Here is an 18,747-nt window from a genome sequence, read left to right on the forward strand (position 1 = left end):
GCATCGGCGCGGTCACCGTCGATGGTACCGGGTCGACCCTGACGGTCGCCAACATGACCGTCGGCAGCGACGGCGCCGGCACGCTGACGGTGTCGAATGGCGCCACGGTCACAGCCACATCATTCGTGAACTATATCGGGCAGAACGCAGGCTCGGTCGGCACGGCAACGATCACGGGTCCGGGCTCCCGCCTGATCGTCGAGAACAATGGGCTCATTGTCGGTGGGGCTGGCGACGGCACGCTGACGATTGCCAATGGCGCTGTCGTATCGACGAGCGGCAATCTGATCCTCGGGTCCCAGGCCGGCTCGGTGGGCACCCTCAATATCGGCGCCGGCATCGGCGCGGCCGCGGTGGCGCCGGGCACGCTCGATATGGGTAGTCAGAGGATCGTCTTCGCCAACGGCAACGGCGCGATCAATTTCAACCACACTGGCAGCAACTACGCTTTCGATGCCGAGATCAACGGGTTTAGCGGGCGTGGCACCATCAACCAGATCGCCGGCACGACAATCCTGACAGCAGATTCCAGCGTCTTCACCGGCGCGACCAATGTGACTGGCGGCCGGCTCGCCGTGAACGGATCTCTCGCCGGCTCCATCGTGACTGTGTCGGGCGGCATCCTCGGCGGTACCGGCACTGTCGGCGGCATTGTCGCCAACAGCGGCGGCACCGTCGGGCCCGGCAATTCGATTGGCACGCTGAACGTCAACGGCAGTGTCAGCTTTGCGGCGGGATCGACCTATCAGGTCGAGACCAACGCGGCGGGCCAGTCGGACAGGATCGTTGCTTCGGGAAGCGCGACGCTGAACGGCGGCACGGTGGTCGCCTCTGGCGCCGCGCCGATCGGCACGAAGTACACCATCCTCTCGGCAGCCGGCGGCATCACTGGCGCCTTTGCCGGCGCGAGCGCCGCGACCGCGACGCCGTTCCTGGCCTATGGCCTCAGCTACGATGCCACCAGCGTCTATCTCACCCAAAACCGCAGCGCCGTGACGTTTGCCTCGGCGGGATCGACCCGCAACCAGATCGCCACCGGCGGCGGCGCCGATGGCTTGCCGCTCGGCGGTCCACTGGCCGGTGCGCTGGTGCAGCTCAACGTGGCGCAGGCCCGCAATGCGTTCGACCAGCTCTCCGGCGAAGTGCATGCGTCGGCCAAGGGTGTGATGATCGAGGACAGCCGGTTCGTTCGCGAAGCCGCGGTGGACCGCCTGCGCGCCGCGTTTGACAGCGTCGGCGCCGGCGGCGCGCCGGTCACCACCTATGTCAACGGCAGGCCCGTGCTCGCGGCTGCCAGCGCCCCGGGCATCGCGGTGTGGGGCCGCGGCTTCGGCTCCTGGGGCCAATGGAATGGCGACGGCAGCGCTGCCACGCTCAAGCGCGACATCGGCGGTTTCCTGGCCGGCGCCGACGCGCCCCTCATCGATGGCTGGCGGGTCGGCATGGTCGGTGGCTACAGCCGCTCGAATTTTCGCGTCGCCGATCGCAGCTCGTCCGGCGCGAGCGACAACTATCATGTCGGCCTCTACGGCGGCACGCAGTGGGGCGATCTCGCCTTCCGCTCCGGACTCGCCTTCACGTGGCACGATATCGCGACCAGCCGCTCGGTCGCGTTTCCGGGCTTCGGCGGGACGCTCGCCGCCGACTATAGCGCCGTCACCACCCAGGGCTTCGGCGAACTCGGCTATCGCATCCGCGCCGGGCAGACGCCGCTGGGGACGCTCGACTTCGAGCCTTTCGCCAACCTCGCTTATGCCAGCCTGTCGTCCGACGGCTTCACCGAGCGAGGCGGCGCCGCGGCGCTCACCAGCCGGGGCGACACCACCGGCGTGACCTTCACCACGCTCGGCCTGCGCGCCTCGAGCGGCCTTGTCGTCGGCAACGGTGTCACCGCCACCACGCGCGGCATGCTCGGCTGGCGCCATGGCTTCGGCGCTACCACGCCGGTGGCGACCATGGCCTTCGCCGGCGGCTCGGCCTTCGGCATCGCCGGCGTGCCGATCGCGCGGGACGGCGCCGTCGCCGATCTCGGCTTCGACGTGAACCTCACGCCCAACGCCGCGCTCGGCCTCAGCTACGCCAGCCAGTTCGGCTCCGGCGTCACCGACCACACCCTGCGTGGCAACTTTGCGGTGAGGTTCTGAGGTCTGTCGCGACTGCGGCGGAATGCCTTGGTGGTCTGGAAGCGCGTTCTTGCGCGTCGTGCTCACGTATTTCGACGCGCGATCAAAAGACGTGGGCGCGCTTCGCATTGCCCACCCCACGCTTGCTGTATTGGTATGATCTACTTAGGCCTCGTTTGGTGAACGATAAACTTGGCGCGTTCGTAAAGTTCGTCAAACGTAATAATCTCCAGATTTAATATGTTCCGACGAAACAGTTCAAACGATCGAAATTGCTCGTGGTTTACGCCGTGGTCGCCCACAAGTGATGCCAAGTTACCAATCACGAGGTAAAACGACTTCATCTTTAATAGATGCGAATGCATAAGCGTCGGGTGATTCGATCGATTTCGATGCAATTCGAACCTTTCGATCCTGTTGCCCAAATGCTTTTAAGCTGGGGCTGATATAGGTCTTGCCCGGCTTTGGATTCTGGTAGTTGTCCATAGGGGTTTGACACCGTGGGTTAGGCAGAATGGCAGGGGTCGAGCGCGAACTCATCCTATGGCCTTCCATTATTCTTCGCTAAATTTCTTTGATTGACTAAAATCCTAAAATGAGTCATATCTGTCGTTACCTCATCCCACTGAGGGGCGTTTCCTGGGACGCTTGGAAATGTGGGGCGGGGGTGGCGCCTGCGGGCGTGGGGAGGACGTCTCCTTGCGCACTCGGGAGGCCTCGGGTCGCCGTCCGGCCCCACTACGGGGGTCTGCCGCTCTTTGCCGGCTGGACGCGGACAGGGAAAGGCGGGAAAATCCCGCTGGAAGCTGTCCCGGAAGCACGGCCCCGGGGACATAAATCGCCACGGTGGAGCGTCGAAAGGCGTTTCCGCGGCCTCTGCTCCCGATGCGTCGGGATCACGCTGCGGCCACTACACAAGTCGCGCCTTTCGGCGCTCCGCCTCCCTCATGTCGGGAGGCTCCCTGACAAGACCTTCACGCAAAGCATTTTGCGGGCACAGCACAGGCTTGCCCGGTCGCGCGCGGAGCCGCGCTTCACTCAGCACAAGAGAGGAGATCGGAGCATGACGACACTGCAATGGGACGTCGAGCACCTGCGTGACCGGGCGCGGGATCGGCGGGAAACGGAGCTCGAAAAACAGAGGGAAGCGGACTGGCAGGAGGCGGGATACAGCACCGAACGCATGCTGTCTGAGACCAGGCGCGGCACGACGTGCTGCCCGAGTCGGAAATGTCGCCGCGCCCGGCGTTGCCTGTGGCAGGCGCCGATCTGCGCGCCCCTGCTGTTGTTTCGGGTGTCGGCGGACCGCAAGCGGAGGATCACCGAGCACTTCTATACCGAGATCCAGCTGCGGCGGCGGGCGGCGGTTCTGGGCGAGGATGCGAAGGCGTGATGACGACACGCTCTGGTGTCCCGGACGCGGTGCAGCGTTCTCAGGCGATGCGCACCACGCCGCAACGGCGGCGCGTTGCGCAATATCCGGGGCACGAGACCGCGTGGCTATCCGCCATCCAGCGCGGCCAGCCGGTCGGCTTCGGCAATGTCGTCCATGGTGTTGGCGTTGAAGAACGGATCGAGCGGCGTGACGGGCCATGTCACCGTGGCCAGGCGATATCGTGCGGTCCAGCGATCGATCTTTCTGATGTCCTCGACCACCAGCGCGTGGCGCAGCTCGGCGCGCAGGCTGACGCTCCACAACCCGATCACCGGATGGCTTTGTCCGTCGGAGGCGGCGACCGCGAGCTGCGCATTCTCTGCGGTCAACGTCGCGTGCAGACGGGCCACCAGATCGCGCGGCAGAAACGGGCAGTCGGCGGCGGCGCTGAGGATGTGTTCGACATCGGGGCGATGTTCTGCGGTCCAGTCGAGCGCGGCGAGAATGCCGGCGAGGGGGCCGGGAAAATCCGCGACGCTGTCGGCAATCACGGGCAGGCGGAACGCCGCAAAGCGCGCGGGATCACCATTGGCGTTGAGAATGAGTCCATCGCATTGCGGCGCGAGCCGCGCGATGACGCGCGCCAAGATGGTCTTGCCACCGATCTCGCGCATCGGCTTGTCGCCGCCGCCCATGCGTCGCGCCAGTCCGCCGGCCAGCAGCACGCCCGGAATTTTCACCATCTCAGTCATCCCTGTCGCCGCCCTTGCGTTTGCTGCGCATGGATTCCTCGGCGACGAAATCGAGGTTCTGGTCGAACACGATGCGCTCCTGCCCGGACAGAGCGATGAAGCGCTTGCCCTTCGCGCGGCCGACCAGTGTCAGTCCGACCTGCCGCGCAAGATCGACGCCCCATGCGGTGAAGCCGGAGCGCGACACCAAAATCGGAATCCCCATGCGCACCGTCTTGATGATCATCTCGGAGGTCAGCCGCCCGGTGGTGTAGAGGATCTTGTCGGCGGGATCGACATGGTGGCGGAACATCCAGCCGGCGATCTTGTCGACTGCATTGTGGCGGCCGACATCCTCGGTGTAGCAGACGGGCTTGCCCTGCTGGCACAGCACGCAGCCATGGATCGCGCCGGCCTCGAGATACAGCGACGGCATGGTGTTGATGGTGTGGGTCATCTCGTAGAGCCACGATGTCCGCAACTCGGCCTTGGGCAGTGCCACGCTCTCGACGGCTTCGAGAAGATCGCCGAACGCGGTGCCCTGCGCGCAGCCGGAGGTCTGCGTGCGCTTCTTCAGCTTGGCCTCGAAATTGGTGTGGTGCTCGGTGCGCACCACGACCACTTCGAGATCGTCGTCATATTCGACCTCGGTGACCACGTCGTCATATTTCAGCATGTTCTGGTTCAACAGGTAGCCGAGCGCCAGATATTCCGGGTAGTCGCCGATCGTCATCATGGTGACGATCTCCTGGGCGTTGAGATACAGCGTCAGCGGCCGCTCCACGGGAACATTGGTCTCGATGGCCGCGCCGGTCTGGTCGATGCCTGCCACGCGCTCGGTCAGCCGCGGGTCGCGCGGATTGGGGACGATCAGAGGGGCCGTTGCTTCGCTGGCTTTGCTGCTGGGTTGGGTCATGGCTGCTCATATGACATTCCGGTCCGGACGGATATAAGCACGGAAACGGCAATTGTCCGGGCGGAGTGCGGAATGAAGGTGATTGGACTGGCAGGCTGGAGCGGCGCCGGCAAGACCACGCTGCTGGCGCGGCTGATTCCGCATTTCATTGCGCAGGGATTGCGGGTCTCGACCATCAAGCACGCCCACCATGCCTTCGACGTCGATGTTCCCGGCAAGGATTCCTGGGTGCATCGCGAGGCCGGCGCCAGCGAGGTGCTGGTGTCGTCGAGCCAGCGTTTTGCCCTGATGCACGAATTGCGCGGCGCGGCTGAACCCAAGCTGCCGGAGCTGCTGACGAAGCTGACGCCGGTCGATCTGGTGCTGGTCGAGGGCTTCAAGACCGATCCGCACCGCAAGATCGAGGTGCATCGCGCCGGCAACGGCAAGGCGCTGCTGTTCCCCAACGATCCGGCCATCGTCGGCGTCGCCAGCGACATCGACGTGATCACCGACCTGCCGGTGGCGCATCTCGACGATATCCAGGCGATCGCCAATATGATGCTGGCGCTGGCGATGGACATCGACGCCGTGCTGGCGATGGAGGCCTGAGCGATGGCGCAACTGTCGGACGATTGCTTTGCCTTTGGCGGGCCGCTGATGTCGGTGGACGAGGCGGTGGCGATCATCGCCGCGCGGGTCGCGGCAATCGGGGACGTGGAGCGTGTCGACCTGATGCAGGCCGATGGCCGCATCCTTGCCGCCGATCTCAAGGCGCCGTTGCCGCTGCCGCCGTTCACCAATTCCGCGGTCGACGGCTATGCGGTGCGCCACAGCGATCTCACCGGCGCCGCAGCCCAGGCGTTTCCGCTGAACGGGCGCGTGCAGGCCGGTGCATCGGCGCAGTCGCTTGCGGCGGCTGCGGCCATGCGCATCTTCACGGGCGCGCCGATGCCCGAGGGCGCCGACACGGTGTTCATGCAGGAGGACGTGCAGCTCGACGCGGAGGGCCGCGTGGTGTTGCCGCCCGGTCTCAAGCCCGGCGCCAATGTGCGGCCGGCGGGCGAGGACATCGCGCAAGGCACCGCCGCGCTGCAGGCCGGTCAGCGGCTGCGACCGCAGGACGTGGCGCTGGTCGCGGCGTTCGGCCTGAAAGAGGTCGACGTGATCAGGCGGATCCGCGTCGCGGTGTTCTCCACCGGCAACGAGCTGCTGTCGCCCGGCGATGCGCCCGGCGCCGCGCAACAATTCGACTCCAACCGCTTCATGCTGCAGGCGCTGCTGCGACGGCTCGGCTGCGATGTCAGCGACCTCGGCATCATCCGCGACGACCGCGCCGCGCTCGCGTCGTCGTTGCGGGATGCCGCCGGCGCGCACGATCTGATCCTCACCTCCGGCGGCGTCTCCACCGGCGAGGAGGATCACGTCAAGGCTGCCGTGGAAAGCGTCGGCTCGCTGGTGCTGTGGCGGATGGCCATCAAGCCGGGCCGGCCGGTGGCCATGGGGATCATATCAGGCACGCCGTTCATCGGCCTGCCCGGCAATCCGGTCGCGAGTTTTGTGACCTTCGCTTATGTGGTGCGGCCGACCGTGTTCGCGCTCGCCGGTGCAATGCAGCAAAAGCTCACGCCGATGCCGCTGCGCGCGGGCTTCAGCTACACAAAGAAGATTGGCCGCCGCGAATATGTCCGCGTCCATCTGCGTCGCGGCGACGACGGCGCGCTGGAAGCGGTCAAGTTCCCGCGCGAGGGCGCCGGGCTGCTGTCGTCGCTGGTGGAGACCGACGGGCTGGTGGAACTCGGCGAGGACGTCACCTCGGTGAAACCCGGCGCCATGGTCGGCTTCCTCGCTTACGCCAGTCTCTGTTGAGGGATGCCGATCTCATGACCACCACCACCCTCGACCTCTCCGGCCTGAAATGCCCGCTGCCGGCGCTGAAGACGCGCAAGGCGCTGAAATCGCTGGCGCCCGGCGACCGGCTCGAAGTGCACTGCACCGATCCGCTGGCGGTGATCGATATCCCGGCGCTGATCCAGCAGACCGGCGACCGCGTCGACATCACCGAACGTAGCGAAAGCAAAATCGTGTTCCTGATCGAAAAAGCGGGCGACGTCCTGTCGGCTTAAGTTCCGCGGCGTCCATTGCGATGGTACCCGGGTCACGTCAGATCTCCGGTTGATAGCGATTCAGTATCGCAGCATGAAAATCGCTTATTGATCTTTGGATTGATTCTTATTCTCCTTAAGTTTGCTGGGAATGGCGCGACCTATCTGAAAACATCAGACGCAACGACAGACACGCTCGCAAAGAGCGGCTGCAGGGGAGGAATCGATGACGACATACGGCAACGCTGGGACATTGTCCGGCGGCTCTGCGGGAGTTCTCGACCGCGAGCGCATCATTGCGACGGCAGGCTACAATCGCTGGCTGGTACCGCCGGCCGCGCTGTGCATCCATCTGTGCATCGGCATGGCCTATGGCTTCAGCGTGTTCTGGCTGCCGCTGTCGCGCGCCATCGGCCTGTCGGCGCCGAAGGTCTGCGGCGACATGACGATCTTCCAGGAGCTGGTTACCACCACCTGCGACTGGCGCGTCGCGAGCCTCGGCTGGATGTACACCTTGTTCTTCGTGCTGCTCGGCGTCTCCGCAGCGATCTGGGGCGGCTGGCTGGAACGTTCCGGCCCGCGCAAGGCCGGCTTCGTCTCGGCGCTGTGCTGGTGCGGCGGCCTCGTGCTCGGGGCGATCGGCGTCTACACCCATCAATTGTGGCTGCTGTGGCTCGGTTCCGGCGTGATTGGCGGCATCGGCCTCGGCCTCGGTTACATCTCGCCGGTGTCGACGCTGGTGAAGTGGTTCCCGGATCGTCGCGGCATGGCGACCGGCATGGCGATCATGGGCTTCGGCGGCGGCGCCATGATCGGCGCTCCCTGGCCAACCTGCTGATGAACTACTTCAAGACGCCGACCGATGTCGGCGTCTGGCAGACCTTCCTGGCCATGGGCGTCATCTACTTCGTGTTCATGATGATCGGCGCGTTCTCCTATCGCCTCGCGCCGCCGAACTGGCGTCCGGAAGGTTGGACCCCGCCGGAGAAGTCCAATGCCATGATCACCGAGCATCATGTGCATCTCGACAATGCCCATAAGACCAAGCAGTTCTGGCTGATCTGGGCGGTGCTCTGCCTCAACGTGTCGGCGGGCATCGGCGTCATCGGCATGGCCTCGCCGATGCTGCAGGAGATCTTTGCCGGCAAGCTGATCGGGGTTCCCGACCTGTCCTTCAACCAGCTCTCCGGTGAGCAGAAGACGGCGATCGCGGCGATTGCCGCCGGCTTCGCCGGGCTGCTGTCGCTGTTCAACATCGGCGGCCGGTTCTTCTGGGCCTCGCTGTCCGACAAGATGGGACGCAAGAACACCTACTACACGTTCTTCATCCTCGGCATCGTGCTCTATGCGCTCGCCCCGACCTTCGCGGCGATGGGCAGCAAGGTGCTGTTCGTGCTGGCCTTCGGCATCATCCTGTCGATGTATGGCGGCGGCTTCGCCACGGTGCCGGCCTATCTCGCCGACATCTTCGGCACCCAGTTCGTCGGCGCCATCCACGGCCGGCTGCTGACGGCCTGGGCGACGGCGGGCATCATCGGCCCGGTGGTGGTGAACTACATCCGCGAGTTCCAGATTGCGGCCGGCGTGCCGCGGGCGCAGGTCTATGACTTCACCATGTACATTCTGGCCGGAATGCTGGTGCTGGGCCTGATCTGCAATGCGCTGGTCAAGCCGCTGGCCGACCACTGGTTCATGAAGCCGGAGGAGGTGGCCGCCCTGCAGGCCAAGGGCGCCACCGCCAACAGCGGCGGCGGTTCCTACGGCATCGGCAAGGGCGGTTTCGACGCCAGCGCCGCGGCATTCTGGGCGTTTGTGGGAATTCCACTGGCCTGGGGCGTCTGGAAGACGCTGGAAAGCGCGCTCAAGATCTTCTGATCTGATACGCGAGGCGCGGGCGGCAGAGGATCTCTGTCGTCCGCGCCGTCATCTTTCATTCGATGGATCCAATGACACCCGGGGGAATTGATATGTTTCGTACCGTCACCTGCACGCTCGTCGCGCTGTTCGTCGCGGGCTCGCTGGTCTCCGCATCCGCGCAGACCGCAGCGCCCGCCACCGAAAAGCCGGCCAAGATGAAGCTCACGCGCCAGAGCCTGAAGGACATGCGTACCAAGTGGAGCGCGAACAAAGGCAAGCTCGCGGGCTGCCGCAAGGAAGTGAAGTCCAGGGGACTGGCTGGCGACGATCGCTGGTTCTACATCGAAGAATGCATGGGCAAGAGCTGAAACAAGCGCTGAGATCGGTTTGCATCTGCAATGCGGTGAACCACGGGGGCATGTCGGCGGACCGGCATGCCCCGGACGTTTTAAAGGCCCATTCGCTATTGGCATCTGGCATGCCACAGTTTAGAGTTGCTCCAAACTAACGCGGGATGAATCTTGATGAGCCACGACGCGATCACCGTCCGTCCGTTCGAACATCCCGGCGAAGGTCGGCGTCGCGCCAAGTCGACGCCGAAGGGCCGGCAGATCGATCCGCAGGCTGCCCACGAGATCGAGCAGTTGCTCGGTGACCGGCCGCGTCGCCGCGACCTGCTGATCGAACATCTGCATTTGATCCAGGACAAGTATGGCCAGATCTCTGCGGCGCATCTTGCAGCCCTTGCCGACGAGATGAAGCTGGCCTTCGCCGAAGTGTTCGAGACCGCGACCTTCTACGCGCATTTCGATGTGGTGAAAGAGGGCGAGCCGGACATCGCGCCGCTGACCATCCGCGTCTGTGACTCGCTGACCTGTTCGCTGTTCGGCGCCGAACGGCTGATGCAGGAATTGCAGAACAGCACCGGTCCGGGCGTGCGCGTGGTGCGTGCGCCGTGCACCGGCCGTTGCAACACCGCGCCGACCGTCGAGGTCGGCCACCACTTCGTCGATCACGCCGACCTGCCCAAGGTGCTTGCCGCTGTTGCCGAGGGGCACACGCACACTGATATGCCCGCTTACGTCGATTACGATGCCTATGCGGCCGATGGCGGCTACAGGCTGCTGCAGCGCGTCCGCTCGGGCGAACTCACACGCGACGATCTGCTGAAGGCGCTGGACGATGCCAGTCTGCGCGGCCTCGGCGGCGCCGGCTTTCCGACCGGTCGGAAGTGGCGTGCGGTGCTCGGCGAACCCGGTCCGCGGCTGATGGCAATCAATGGCGACGAGGGCGAGCCCGGCACCATCAAGGACCGCTATTATCTGGAGACCGATCCGCACCGCTTCATCGAGGGCATGCTGATCGGCGCCCATGTGGTCGAGGCGGCTGAGATCTACATCTATCTGCGCGACGAATATCCGGCGTCTCGCGAAATTCTCGCGCGCGAAATTGCAAAACTGCCGCCGGGCGGTCCCGTGCTGCATCTGCGCCGCGGTGCCGGTGCCTATATCTGCGGCGAGGAATCCGCGCTGCTGGAAAGCATCGAGGGCAAGCGCGGCCTGCCGCGGCACAAGCCGCCCTATCCGTTCCAGGTCGGGCTCTTCGGGCTGCCGACCCTGATCAATAATATCGAAACCCTGTGGTGGGTGCGCGACGTCGTCGAAAAGGGCGCGGCGTGGTGGAACAGCCACGGCCGCAACGAGCGCAAAGGCCTGCGCAGCTATTCGGTGTCGGGTCGCGTCAAGAACACCGGCGTGAAACTGGCGCCGGCCGGCATCACCGTGCGCGAGCTGATCGACGAATATTGCGGCGGCATGGCCGACGGCCACAGTTTTCACGCGTATCTTCCTGGCGGCGCGTCGGGCGGCATTCTGCCGGCGGCGATGGACGACATCCCGCTCGATTTCGGCACGCTGGAAAAATACGGCTGTTTCATCGGCTCCGCCGCGGTCATCATCCTGTCCGACAAGGACGACGTGAAGGCGGCGGCGCTCAACCTGATGAAGTTCTTCGAGGATGAAAGCTGCGGCCAGTGCACGCCGTGCCGGGTCGGAACCCAGAAGGCCGCCTTGCTGATGCAGCAGCCGGTCTGGAACCGCGGCCTGCTCGACGAATTGAGCCAGGCGATGCGCGACGCGTCGATCTGCGGCCTCGGTCAGGCCGCCTCCAATCCGCTTTCCACCGTGATTAAATACTTCCCGGACGAATTCATGCCGAAGGAAGCCGCCGAATGACCTGCAAAGCATCCCGCGAGGTTCTGACATGAGCACCGACAGCCCGACGCCGCAAGGTTATGGCCACGACAAAAGGGCGCCGCCGGCGGTCAAAACGTGCCGGACGGAAAGCCGAACGTGTCGCACACCGATCAGCACCGCGCCAAGTCGCAGACGATCACCTTCGAACTCGATGGCAAGCTGGTCGAAGCCGCGGTCGGCGAGACCATCTGGCAGGTCGCCAAACGGCAGGGCCGCGAGATTCCGCATCTGTGCTACTCGCCGCAGCCGGACTATCGTCCGGACGGCAACTGCCGCGCCTGCATGGTCGAGGTTGAGGGCGAACGCGTGCTGGCCGCCTCGTGCAAGCGCACGCCGTCTGTCGGCATGAAGGTGAAGACCGAGAGCGCCCGCGCCGTCGCCGCGCAGAAGATGGTGATGGAGCTGCTGGTCGCCGACCAGCCGGCGCGCGAGACCTCGCACGATCCGGATTCTAAATTCTGGAACTGGGCCGAGAAGATCGAGGTGACGCAGAGCCGCTTCCCCAGCGAGGTACGCTGGAACGGCGACGCCAGCCATCCCGCCATGCGCGTCAATCTGGATTCCTGCATTCAGTGCGGATTGTGCGTGCGCGCCTGCCGCGAGGTCCAGGTCAACGACGTCATCGGCATGGCCTATCGCAACGCCGATTCCAAGATCGTGTTCGACTTCGACGACCCGATGGGCGAGTCGACCTGCGTGGCCTGCGGCGAATGCGTGCAGGCATGCCCGACCGGCGCGCTGATGCCGGCGGCGCTGCTCGACGACAACCAGACCCGCACCGTCTATGCCGACAAGAAGGTCGACTCGCTGTGCCCGTTCTGCGGCGTCGGCTGTCAGGTGACCTATCAGGTCAAGGAAGAGAAGATCATCTATGCCGAGGGCCGCGACGGTCCGGCCAATCACAACCGGCTGTGCGTCAAGGGTCGCTTCGGCTTCGACTACATCCACCATCCGCATCGCCTGACCAAGCCGCTGGTGCGGCTGGCCCATGCGAAGAAGGACGGCAATGATCAGGTCGATCCGGCCAATCCGTTCACGCATTTCCGCGAAGCCTCGTGGGAAGAGGCGCTCGACATCGCCGCCAGGGGCCTGGTCAAGATCCGTGACGAAAAGGGCGTCAAGGCGCTGGCCGGCTTCGGCTCGGCCAAAGGCTCCAACGAGGAAGCCTATCTGTTCCAGAAGCTGGTGCGCACCGGCTTCGGCTCCAACAATGTCGATCACTGCACGCGGCTGTGCCATGCCTCGTCGGTGGCCGCCTTGATGGAAGGTCTCAATTCCGGCGCGGTGTCAGCGCCGTTCGCCGCCGCCATGGATGCCGAGGTGATCATCGTCATCGGCGCCAATCCCACGGTCAACCATCCGGTCGCCGCGACCTACATCAAGAACGCCGCCAAGCGCGGCGCCAAACTGATCGTGATGGATCCGCGCCGGCAGACGCTGTCGCGCCATGCCTGGAAGCATCTGGCGTTCAAGCCGGGCGCCGACGTGGCCATGCTCAACGCCATGCTCAACGTCATCATCACCGAGGGCTTGACCGACGCGCAATATATCGCCGGTTACACCGAGGGCTTCGACGACCTCAAGGCCCGCATCGGCGAGTTCACCCCGGAGAAGATGGCGCCGATCTGCGGCATCGATGCCGACACCCTGCGCGAGGTGGCGCGGACCTATGCGCGCTCCAAGTCGTCGATCATCTTCTGGGGCATGGGCATCAGCCAGCACGTCCACGGCACCGACAATGCGCGCTGCCTGATCGCGCTGGCGCTGACCACCGGCCAGATCGGCCGGCCCGGCACCGGACTGCATCCACTGCGCGGCCAGAACAACGTGCAGGGCGCCTCCGACGCCGGCCTGATTCCGATGTTCCTGCCGGACTATCAGCCGGTCGGCCGCACAGACCTGCGCGAACCCTTCGAAAAACTCTGGCATTACGACCTCGATCCCGAGCGCGGTCTCACCGTGGTGGAAATCATCCACGCCATCCATCGCGGCGAGATCAACGGCATGTTCATCGAGGGCGAGAACCCGGCGATGTCCGATCCCGACGTGCAGCACGCGCGCGACGCGCTGGCCAAGCTCGACCATCTCGTGGTGCAGGACCTGTTCCTGACCGAGACCGCGTTCCACGCCGACGTGGTGCTGCCGGCCTCCGCCTTCGCCGAAAAGGTCGGCACCTTCACCAACACCGACCGCCGCGTGCAGATCGCCCGCGAGGTGATCAAGCCGCCGGGCGATGCGCGGCAGGATCTCTGGATCATCCAGGAGATCGGCAAGCGCATGGGGCTGGATTGGAATTACAACGGTCCCGCCGACGTGTTCGCGGAGATGACGCAGGTGATGCCGTCGCTGAAGAACATCACCTGGGAGCGGCTTGAGCGCGAGGGCGCGGTGACCTATCCGGTCGACGCTTCCGACAAGCCCGGCAACGAGATCATCTTTACCACCGGCTTCCCGACCGTCAGCGGCCGCGGCAAGATCGTGCCGGCCCATGTGCTGCCGCCGGACGAACTGCCCGACGACGAGTACCCGATGGTGCTGTCCACCGGCCGCGTGCTCGAACACTGGCACACCGGCTCGATGACGCGGCGCTCGATGGTGCTCGACCAGATCGAGCCGGAGGCGGTGGCCTTCATGTCGCCGAAGGACATGCGGCGGATGGGCGTGCGGCCCGGCGACTTCGTGCGGCTGGAAACGCGCCGCGGCGCGGTCGAGATCAAGGTCCGCACCGACCGCGACGTGCCGGAGAACATGGTGTTCATGCCGTTCTGCTATGCGGAGGCGGCGGCCAACCTGTTGACCAATCCGGCGCTCGATCCGTTCGGCAAGATTCCGGAGTTCAAGTTCTGCGCCGTGCGCGCCGAACGCGCCGAGATCCGCAACGCCGCGGAATAAAGCGGTCTTTATGCCGCGGCTATAACACGCCGCGGCAGCTGCTCTCGATTTCATACGGGCTCATCAGCATCTTCCGGGGAACGGCGAATAGCCGTTGCCGACAGGAGGCCTCCGATGACGTATGTTTCTCACCATGCGGACAAGTTCCGCGACCTCACTACCGACGATGCCTACCGGTCGTGGCTGATCAGCCGCAATCAGGGGCCGATTGTCCATCATTCCGGCGACATGCAGTGGAAGCGCCTGCTGGTACTGGCGCGGCTGACGCGCAACCACGTCAAGGGCTTCTTCGCCGCCATCCGCGTTGCGCTGGTGGCCGACAAGATGCGCCGCGTGCAGCGCGAGCTCAGCCTGCGCGGCGTGCGCTACGATGCGTCGCCAAAGGCCTCGACCGATCGGGGCGGACGATGAGCAGGCATCCCTCCGACGCGCTGTTCGCGCGCATCGGCGCCTACGGTAAGGCGCTGCCCGGACTGCTCGCGTGGCTGCTGCGCAAGCTCGTCACCGGCCCCGCGGCCTATCATCCCGGCGCACACTACATGCGCGGCCCCGGTCCGAAATGGCGCGAGAAGCACGGGCTGCAATGGCCCGGTGCGGCGCGGGACCAATGGGATGCGTGACGCGAGCCTCGTTCCTGCTGTCAATGCGAGCCAAGCCAGGAAATCCAGCCTCACCCGGGCTGGATTTTTGCAATACGTGCGCGTCGCAATGATGGATTAGAGTTGGATGCAGCACAGTTGAATCGTTCCCCGGACGCGGTGCACTGCGCCGCCCACTTGGCGGCGTGGTGCTCCGCAGATCCGGGGGCCCGGTTCGGGCAAGACAACTGGGATCCCGGATCTGCGGAGCGGCATAGCGGCGATGCAAGAGCAACGCCTGGGAATGCCGCACCGCGTCCGGGACACGCCCCTGCTTAAATCCAAACCGATCACACCCTACAGCGCCCGCAACTCGCGCCACAGCCGGTTTTCCAAAACACACGCGTCGATGTCCTTCTGAATCCCCGCAATCGCCTCTGCGATCGCGGCCTTCGCCGTGGCATCCGGCTCAATCATCGGCAATCGCACGCGCGGCGACATCCGGTCGAGCAGGCCGAGCGCATGTTTCAGCGCCGCCGGCGTGCCGTCGGTCGCCAGCGCTGCATGCAGCCGGCACAACTGCGCCGCGATAGCCTGCGCGCCGCGCAGATCCGCGTGGCCGCGCAAGGCGTCGATCTTCCGGCACAGCTCCGGCACCACGGCAGCGGTCATGGAAATGGAGCCATCGCCACCTTGGGCCACGAAGGCGGCGGCCGTTGCATCGTCGCCGGACAGCAGCCGGAAACCCGGCCGCAACCGCGAGCGCAGCCGCAGCGGGCGCGTGACGTCGCCGCTGCCGTCGCGCAGCCCGATGAATTGCGGCATGGCTGCGAGCTGCAGCAGCGTGTCGTCGGCGAGGCCGCGCACCGTCCGCTGCGGGATATCGTGCAGGATGACCGGCAGTTCGGTGCAGTCGGCAACCGCCGCAAAATGCGCCGCGATGCCCGACTGCATCGGCTTGTTGTAGTAGGGCACCACGGACATGACGGCGTCGGCGCCGGCCGCATCGGAGCGCCGCGTTAGCTCGATCGCCTGGCTGGTGGAGTTGGAGCCGGCGCCGGCGATCACGCGGACCCGCTTGCGCGCGGTGCGCACCGCGGCGCGGACCAGCGCGTCGTGTTCGTCCGGCGTCAGCGTCGCCATCTCGCCGGCGGTCTCGCCGACGACGATGGCGCTGCAGCCCGCCGCGATCTGCCGTTCGCACAATTGCGCGAAGGCGGCGAGATCGATGCGATCGCGATCGGCGAACGGGGTCGGCAGGTCGGGAATGCAGCCTGTCAGCCAGGCGGTGCGGTCGTTGGCGCCGGTCATGGTCTTCACCATTGCCCGCCGCTCAGGCGGCGCGACGCGGCTGCGCCATGTCGGCGCGATCGGCTGCGGGCGGCGCGCCCATGTCGAGCTCGAGCGGGGCCGCGATGGCGATAATGGCTTCGGGGTGATGGTGGTTCTCGAACAGAGCGTAGCGGATCGCGGCCTGCTGGCTGACGAACAGGCCGCCATAGAGCCCGTCGCGCTCGCGTGCGACCCACTGGCCGCGGCTGTTCTTTCCGATCAACACGATGTTGCATGAGGGAGGTTCGGCGAGATTCACGTAAAGTCTCCTGTGACGATGACCGGCGCCGCAGCGCCGCAGTCCGATCTGGACATGTCGGCAATATCTGGACGGCGGGATTTGAAAGCGAGAGCGGGCGGAAGCCGATCTTATAAGGAAGTCATATGAGCGGATGGGGAGGCTGCGGGGTTACGATACTTGCGGCGCGGCAAGACAAGCGAGGCAGAACAGCGCGCCATAGATCGCGGCCTCGTCCCAGTAGGAGAGCGTTGCACTGCGGAGCGGCTCGCGGCGCAGCAGCGCCGTGAGCATGCAGACGATCGCGGACATCCACAGCAGCGCGGCGAAGCTGCGCGCGAAGCCGACGCTGCCGAGCGACGCAAAGACGCATAGAATGATCATCCGCAGCGTGAAGCGGGCGATGACCTGGGCGCTGGAGAGGTCGGTGGTCATCGAGCCGATCCGTGGCATTGCCGGTTCAGGCGAAGTTGTCGCACAGCGCCGGCTGCCACGACGCGTCGGGTGCGCCCGGACCCATCTCCACGCTGGGCAGCGCCGGGGTCCGGCTTTCATGCCGGGCCTGCAGTACGGCGCCGAGGATTGCCAGCGCCATGTCGGGGTGATGCGTCTCGATGGCGATATCGAGCCACTCCGGCATCTCGCGGTTGTCGGACAGCGCGCAGTGCCATTCGCCGTCGTCATAAGCGAGCCGGCGCAGCAGCCAGCGCGGCAGCTCCAGCGCCAGCAGCGCCAGCGCGGCGTCGGTCCAGGCGCAGGAGGCGATCAGGTGCTTGATGCGGGCGACCTCCAAGGCCTTTCGCATCGGGTTACCGTGGCGCGCGGTGGCCAGCACATCGGTAAACAGCGCGGGCGAGGCGGTGGCGTCCAGCGCCTCGGCGGGGTGGAATTCGCGAGCCTGACAATTGAGCGACATGGCGTGTCTCGTTGGCAACGCGGTCAGGTTCGACCGCATGCAAAACATGAGCGCAATGGCATTTGAAAACGAGGCGAGGCGGAGGCCGCAGATATAAGGACGCCATAAGTGCCGGATCCGGCGCGTCCCGCGATCTTTCGCCAATTATTAATGTCTTCAGCGCAGTGATGAGGTTTTGCGGAGACCCCTGTGCGCCAGACCGACATTGCAATTATCGGTGGCGGTCTGGCCGGATCGACGGCGGCGGCCATGCTGGGTCGCGCCGGTATCGCCGCCGTTCTGATCGAGCCGCACGACAGCCATCCGCCGGAATTGCGCTGCGAGAAGATCAGCGGCGGGCAGCAGCTTGATCGCCTGCGCAAGACCGGCCTCGCCGAGGCTGCGCTGCGCATCAGCGTCCATGACGCGCAGATCTGGATCGCCCGGTTTGGCCGCCTGATCGACATCAGGCCGAGCCAGCAATACGGCTTCATGTACGACGCGCTGGTCAACGCCATCCGCACCGAGATCCCTGCCGCGGTGGAGCACATCCGCGCCAAGGCCACAGCGGTCGTCACCAGCGACGATCGCCAGATTGTCACGCTGTCCAACGGTGAGCAGGTCTCCGCGCGGCTGGTGGTATTGGCCCACGGGCCTAGTGTCGCGCTGTACCAGGCGCTGGGCATCGAGCGTCGGGTCATCGGCGCCTGCCACTCGATTTCGGTGGGCTTCGACATCGCGCCCGTCGGCCGCGCCGCCTTTGCCTTTCCGTCGTTGACCTATTTCTCCGAGCGCACCGCCTTGCGCACTGCGTACCTGACACTGTTTCCGGTGGCCCACGGCATGCGCGCCAACCTGTTCGTCTATCGCGAGATGGACGATCCCTGGCTGCGCCAGATGCGCCGGGAGCCTGCGGCTGCGCTCGACGCCTGCCTGCCGCAACTGCGCGCCATGATCGGCGACTACGCCATTTCAGGCGACATCAGGATTCGTCCCGTCGATCTCTATGTCAGCAGCGGCCATCGCCAGGCTGGGATGGTGCTGGTCGGCGACGCCTTCGCCTCGCCATGCCCGGGCAGCGGCACCGGCACCGACAAGGTGTTCACCGACGTGACGCAATTGTGCAATGTCCACATCCCGCGCTGGCTCGCGACGCCTGCCATGGACGCCGCCAAGATCGTCGAATTCTACGACGACCCGGTCAAGCAGGAATGCGACGCCTGGGCCGAGGCCAAGGCATTCACGCTGCGCGCGGTGACCCTGGATAATTCGCTGTTCTGGCGCGCCCAGCGCTGGGCGCGGTTTTTAGGCCGGCTCGGCCAGGGCATGGTCCGGCGAACCCGCGAGACGATGAACCCCTCCGCCGCGCTGCGCATCCGCACCCGGTCGTCGTGATCGGCGGTCAGGCGATGTGAGCTCTCTTCACCCTCCCTCCAGGGGAGGGTAAGCAAGCGTCCCGCATCTTGACCTC

Annotated in this window: 18 protein-coding genes and 1 pseudogene; 12 read left to right on the forward strand and 7 right to left on the reverse strand. The window is 65.5% G+C overall.

Features of this window, described 5'->3' with window-relative positions:
- Positions 1–38: 38 nt before the first annotated feature.
- Positions 39–2,144, forward strand: coding sequence for an autotransporter domain-containing protein (locus tag ONR75_RS11405; protein ID WP_265083624.1), 2,106 nt, complete (start codon positions 39–41; stop codon positions 2,142–2,144).
- A 140-nt stretch (positions 2,145–2,284) separates the two neighbouring features.
- On the opposite strand, the gene ONR75_RS11410 is transcribed toward ONR75_RS11405, so the two are convergent.
- The gene (locus ONR75_RS11410; RefSeq protein WP_265082684.1) at positions 2,285–2,488 is read right to left on the reverse strand and encodes a DUF4263 domain-containing protein; all 204 of its coding nucleotides are present in this window, start codon (positions 2,486–2,488) and stop codon (positions 2,285–2,287) included.
- Positions 2,489–3,186: 698 nt separating this feature from the next.
- Here ONR75_RS11410 and ONR75_RS11415 point away from each other — a divergent pair.
- Positions 3,187–3,516: a hypothetical protein gene (locus ONR75_RS11415; protein ID WP_265082685.1), complete on the forward strand. Its 330-nt coding sequence runs from the start codon at positions 3,187–3,189 to the stop codon at positions 3,514–3,516.
- 107 nt (positions 3,517–3,623) lie between these two features.
- On the opposite strand, the gene mobA is transcribed toward ONR75_RS11415, so the two are convergent.
- Both mobA and ONR75_RS11425 read right to left on the reverse strand, forming a co-directional pair.
- Complete coding sequence (gene mobA, locus ONR75_RS11420) at positions 3,624–4,241, reverse strand: molybdenum cofactor guanylyltransferase MobA (RefSeq protein WP_413776459.1); 618 nt, start codon at positions 4,239–4,241, stop codon at positions 3,624–3,626.
- 1 nt (position 4,242) lies between these two features.
- Positions 4,243–5,145, reverse strand: a complete 903-nt coding sequence (locus tag ONR75_RS11425) for a formate dehydrogenase accessory sulfurtransferase FdhD (RefSeq protein WP_265082687.1) — start codon at positions 5,143–5,145, stop codon at positions 4,243–4,245.
- 72 nt (positions 5,146–5,217) lie between these two features.
- Here ONR75_RS11425 and mobB point away from each other — a divergent pair, with 72 nt between their 5' ends.
- The 9 genes and pseudogenes from mobB (at position 5,218) to ONR75_RS11470 (ending at position 14,853) form a co-directional block, all read left to right on the forward strand.
- On the forward strand, positions 5,218–5,736 hold the full coding sequence (gene mobB / locus ONR75_RS11430; protein WP_265082688.1) for a molybdopterin-guanine dinucleotide biosynthesis protein B: 519 nt from the start codon (positions 5,218–5,220) through the stop codon (positions 5,734–5,736).
- 3 nt (positions 5,737–5,739) lie between these two features.
- Positions 5,740–6,993 (forward strand): gephyrin-like molybdotransferase Glp, encoded by a 1,254-nt coding sequence (glp, locus tag ONR75_RS11435; RefSeq protein WP_265082689.1) that lies wholly within the window; start codon positions 5,740–5,742, stop codon positions 6,991–6,993.
- A gap of 14 nt (positions 6,994–7,007) precedes the next feature.
- The gene (locus ONR75_RS11440) at positions 7,008–7,250 is read left to right on the forward strand and encodes a sulfurtransferase TusA family protein (protein WP_265082690.1); all 243 of its coding nucleotides are present in this window, start codon (positions 7,008–7,010) and stop codon (positions 7,248–7,250) included.
- 205 nt (positions 7,251–7,455) lie between these two features.
- A pseudogene (locus tag ONR75_RS11445) lies at positions 7,456–9,104 on the forward strand (OFA family MFS transporter).
- Between the two features lie 92 nt (positions 9,105–9,196).
- On the forward strand, positions 9,197–9,454 hold the full coding sequence (locus ONR75_RS11450) for a hypothetical protein (RefSeq protein WP_265082691.1): 258 nt from the start codon (positions 9,197–9,199) through the stop codon (positions 9,452–9,454).
- Positions 9,455–9,610: 156 nt separating this feature from the next.
- Complete coding sequence (locus ONR75_RS11455) at positions 9,611–11,320, forward strand: NADH-ubiquinone oxidoreductase-F iron-sulfur binding region domain-containing protein (RefSeq protein WP_265082692.1); 1,710 nt, start codon at positions 9,611–9,613, stop codon at positions 11,318–11,320.
- Positions 11,321–11,437: 117 nt separating this feature from the next.
- Positions 11,438–14,233, forward strand: coding sequence for a formate dehydrogenase subunit alpha (fdhF, locus tag ONR75_RS11460; RefSeq protein WP_265082693.1), 2,796 nt, complete (start codon positions 11,438–11,440; stop codon positions 14,231–14,233).
- 114 nt (positions 14,234–14,347) lie between these two features.
- The gene (locus ONR75_RS11465; protein ID WP_265082694.1) at positions 14,348–14,644 is read left to right on the forward strand and encodes a hypothetical protein; all 297 of its coding nucleotides are present in this window, start codon (positions 14,348–14,350) and stop codon (positions 14,642–14,644) included.
- Complete coding sequence (locus ONR75_RS11470) at positions 14,641–14,853, forward strand: hypothetical protein (protein WP_265082695.1); 213 nt, start codon at positions 14,641–14,643, stop codon at positions 14,851–14,853. The genes ONR75_RS11465 and ONR75_RS11470 overlap by 4 nt, the downstream gene beginning before the upstream one ends.
- A 315-nt stretch (positions 14,854–15,168) precedes the next feature.
- Here ONR75_RS11470 and dapA read toward each other — a convergent pair whose 3' ends face one another.
- The 4 genes from dapA to ONR75_RS11490 form a co-directional block, all read right to left on the reverse strand.
- Entirely contained in the window at positions 15,169–16,134 is a 966-nt protein-coding gene (dapA, locus tag ONR75_RS11475; RefSeq protein WP_265082696.1) for a 4-hydroxy-tetrahydrodipicolinate synthase, read from the reverse strand.
- A 10-nt stretch (positions 16,135–16,144) separates the two neighbouring features.
- Positions 16,145–16,402, reverse strand: coding sequence for a hypothetical protein (locus tag ONR75_RS11480; protein ID WP_265082697.1), 258 nt, complete (start codon positions 16,400–16,402; stop codon positions 16,145–16,147).
- Positions 16,403–16,552: 150 nt separating this feature from the next.
- A complete protein-coding gene (locus ONR75_RS11485; protein ID WP_265082698.1) occupies positions 16,553–16,816 on the reverse strand; it encodes a hypothetical protein in 264 nt (87 codons plus the stop codon).
- Positions 16,817–16,841: 25 nt separating this feature from the next.
- Positions 16,842–17,297 (reverse strand): hypothetical protein, encoded by a 456-nt coding sequence (locus ONR75_RS11490; protein ID WP_265082699.1) that lies wholly within the window; start codon positions 17,295–17,297, stop codon positions 16,842–16,844.
- A 189-nt stretch (positions 17,298–17,486) separates the two neighbouring features.
- On the opposite strand from ONR75_RS11490, the gene ONR75_RS11495 reads away from it, so the two are divergent.
- Positions 17,487–18,671, forward strand: a complete 1,185-nt coding sequence (locus ONR75_RS11495) for an FAD-dependent oxidoreductase (RefSeq protein WP_265082700.1) — start codon at positions 17,487–17,489, stop codon at positions 18,669–18,671.
- The last annotated feature ends 76 nt before the right edge of the window (positions 18,672–18,747 follow it).

The organism is Rhodopseudomonas sp. P2A-2r (assembly GCF_026015985.1).
Classification (GTDB): domain Bacteria; phylum Pseudomonadota; class Alphaproteobacteria; order Rhizobiales; family Xanthobacteraceae; genus Tardiphaga.

Bases quoted from the DNA above. Each gene is read 5' to 3' on its own strand.
- ONR75_RS11465 (WP_265082694.1), top strand. From the start codon at position 14,348: ATGACGTATGTTTCTCACCATGCGGACAAGTTCCGCGACCTCACTACC.
- ONR75_RS11440 (WP_265082690.1), top strand. From the start codon at position 7,008: ATGACCACCACCACCCTCGACCTCTCCGGCCTGAAATGCCCGCTGCCG.
- glp (WP_265082689.1), top strand. From the start codon at position 5,740: ATGGCGCAACTGTCGGACGATTGCTTTGCCTTTGGCGGGCCGCTGATG.
- ONR75_RS11470 (WP_265082695.1), top strand. From the start codon at position 14,641: ATGAGCAGGCATCCCTCCGACGCGCTGTTCGCGCGCATCGGCGCCTAC.
- mobA (WP_413776459.1), bottom strand. From the start codon at position 4,241: ATGGTGAAAATTCCGGGCGTGCTGCTGGCCGGCGGACTGGCGCGACGC.
- ONR75_RS11455 (WP_265082692.1), top strand. From the start codon at position 9,611: ATGAGCCACGACGCGATCACCGTCCGTCCGTTCGAACATCCCGGCGAA.
- ONR75_RS11450 (WP_265082691.1), top strand. From the start codon at position 9,197: ATGTTTCGTACCGTCACCTGCACGCTCGTCGCGCTGTTCGTCGCGGGC.
- ONR75_RS11415 (WP_265082685.1), top strand. From the start codon at position 3,187: ATGACGACACTGCAATGGGACGTCGAGCACCTGCGTGACCGGGCGCGG.
- ONR75_RS11410 (WP_265082684.1), bottom strand. From the start codon at position 2,488: ATGCATTCGCATCTATTAAAGATGAAGTCGTTTTACCTCGTGATTGGT.
- ONR75_RS11490 (WP_265082699.1), bottom strand. From the start codon at position 17,297: ATGTCGCTCAATTGTCAGGCTCGCGAATTCCACCCCGCCGAGGCGCTG.
- ONR75_RS11425 (WP_265082687.1), bottom strand. From the start codon at position 5,145: ATGACCCAACCCAGCAGCAAAGCCAGCGAAGCAACGGCCCCTCTGATC.
- ONR75_RS11485 (WP_265082698.1), bottom strand. From the start codon at position 16,816: ATGACCACCGACCTCTCCAGCGCCCAGGTCATCGCCCGCTTCACGCTG.
- mobB (WP_265082688.1), top strand. From the start codon at position 5,218: ATGAAGGTGATTGGACTGGCAGGCTGGAGCGGCGCCGGCAAGACCACG.
- dapA (WP_265082696.1), bottom strand. From the start codon at position 16,134: ATGGTGAAGACCATGACCGGCGCCAACGACCGCACCGCCTGGCTGACA.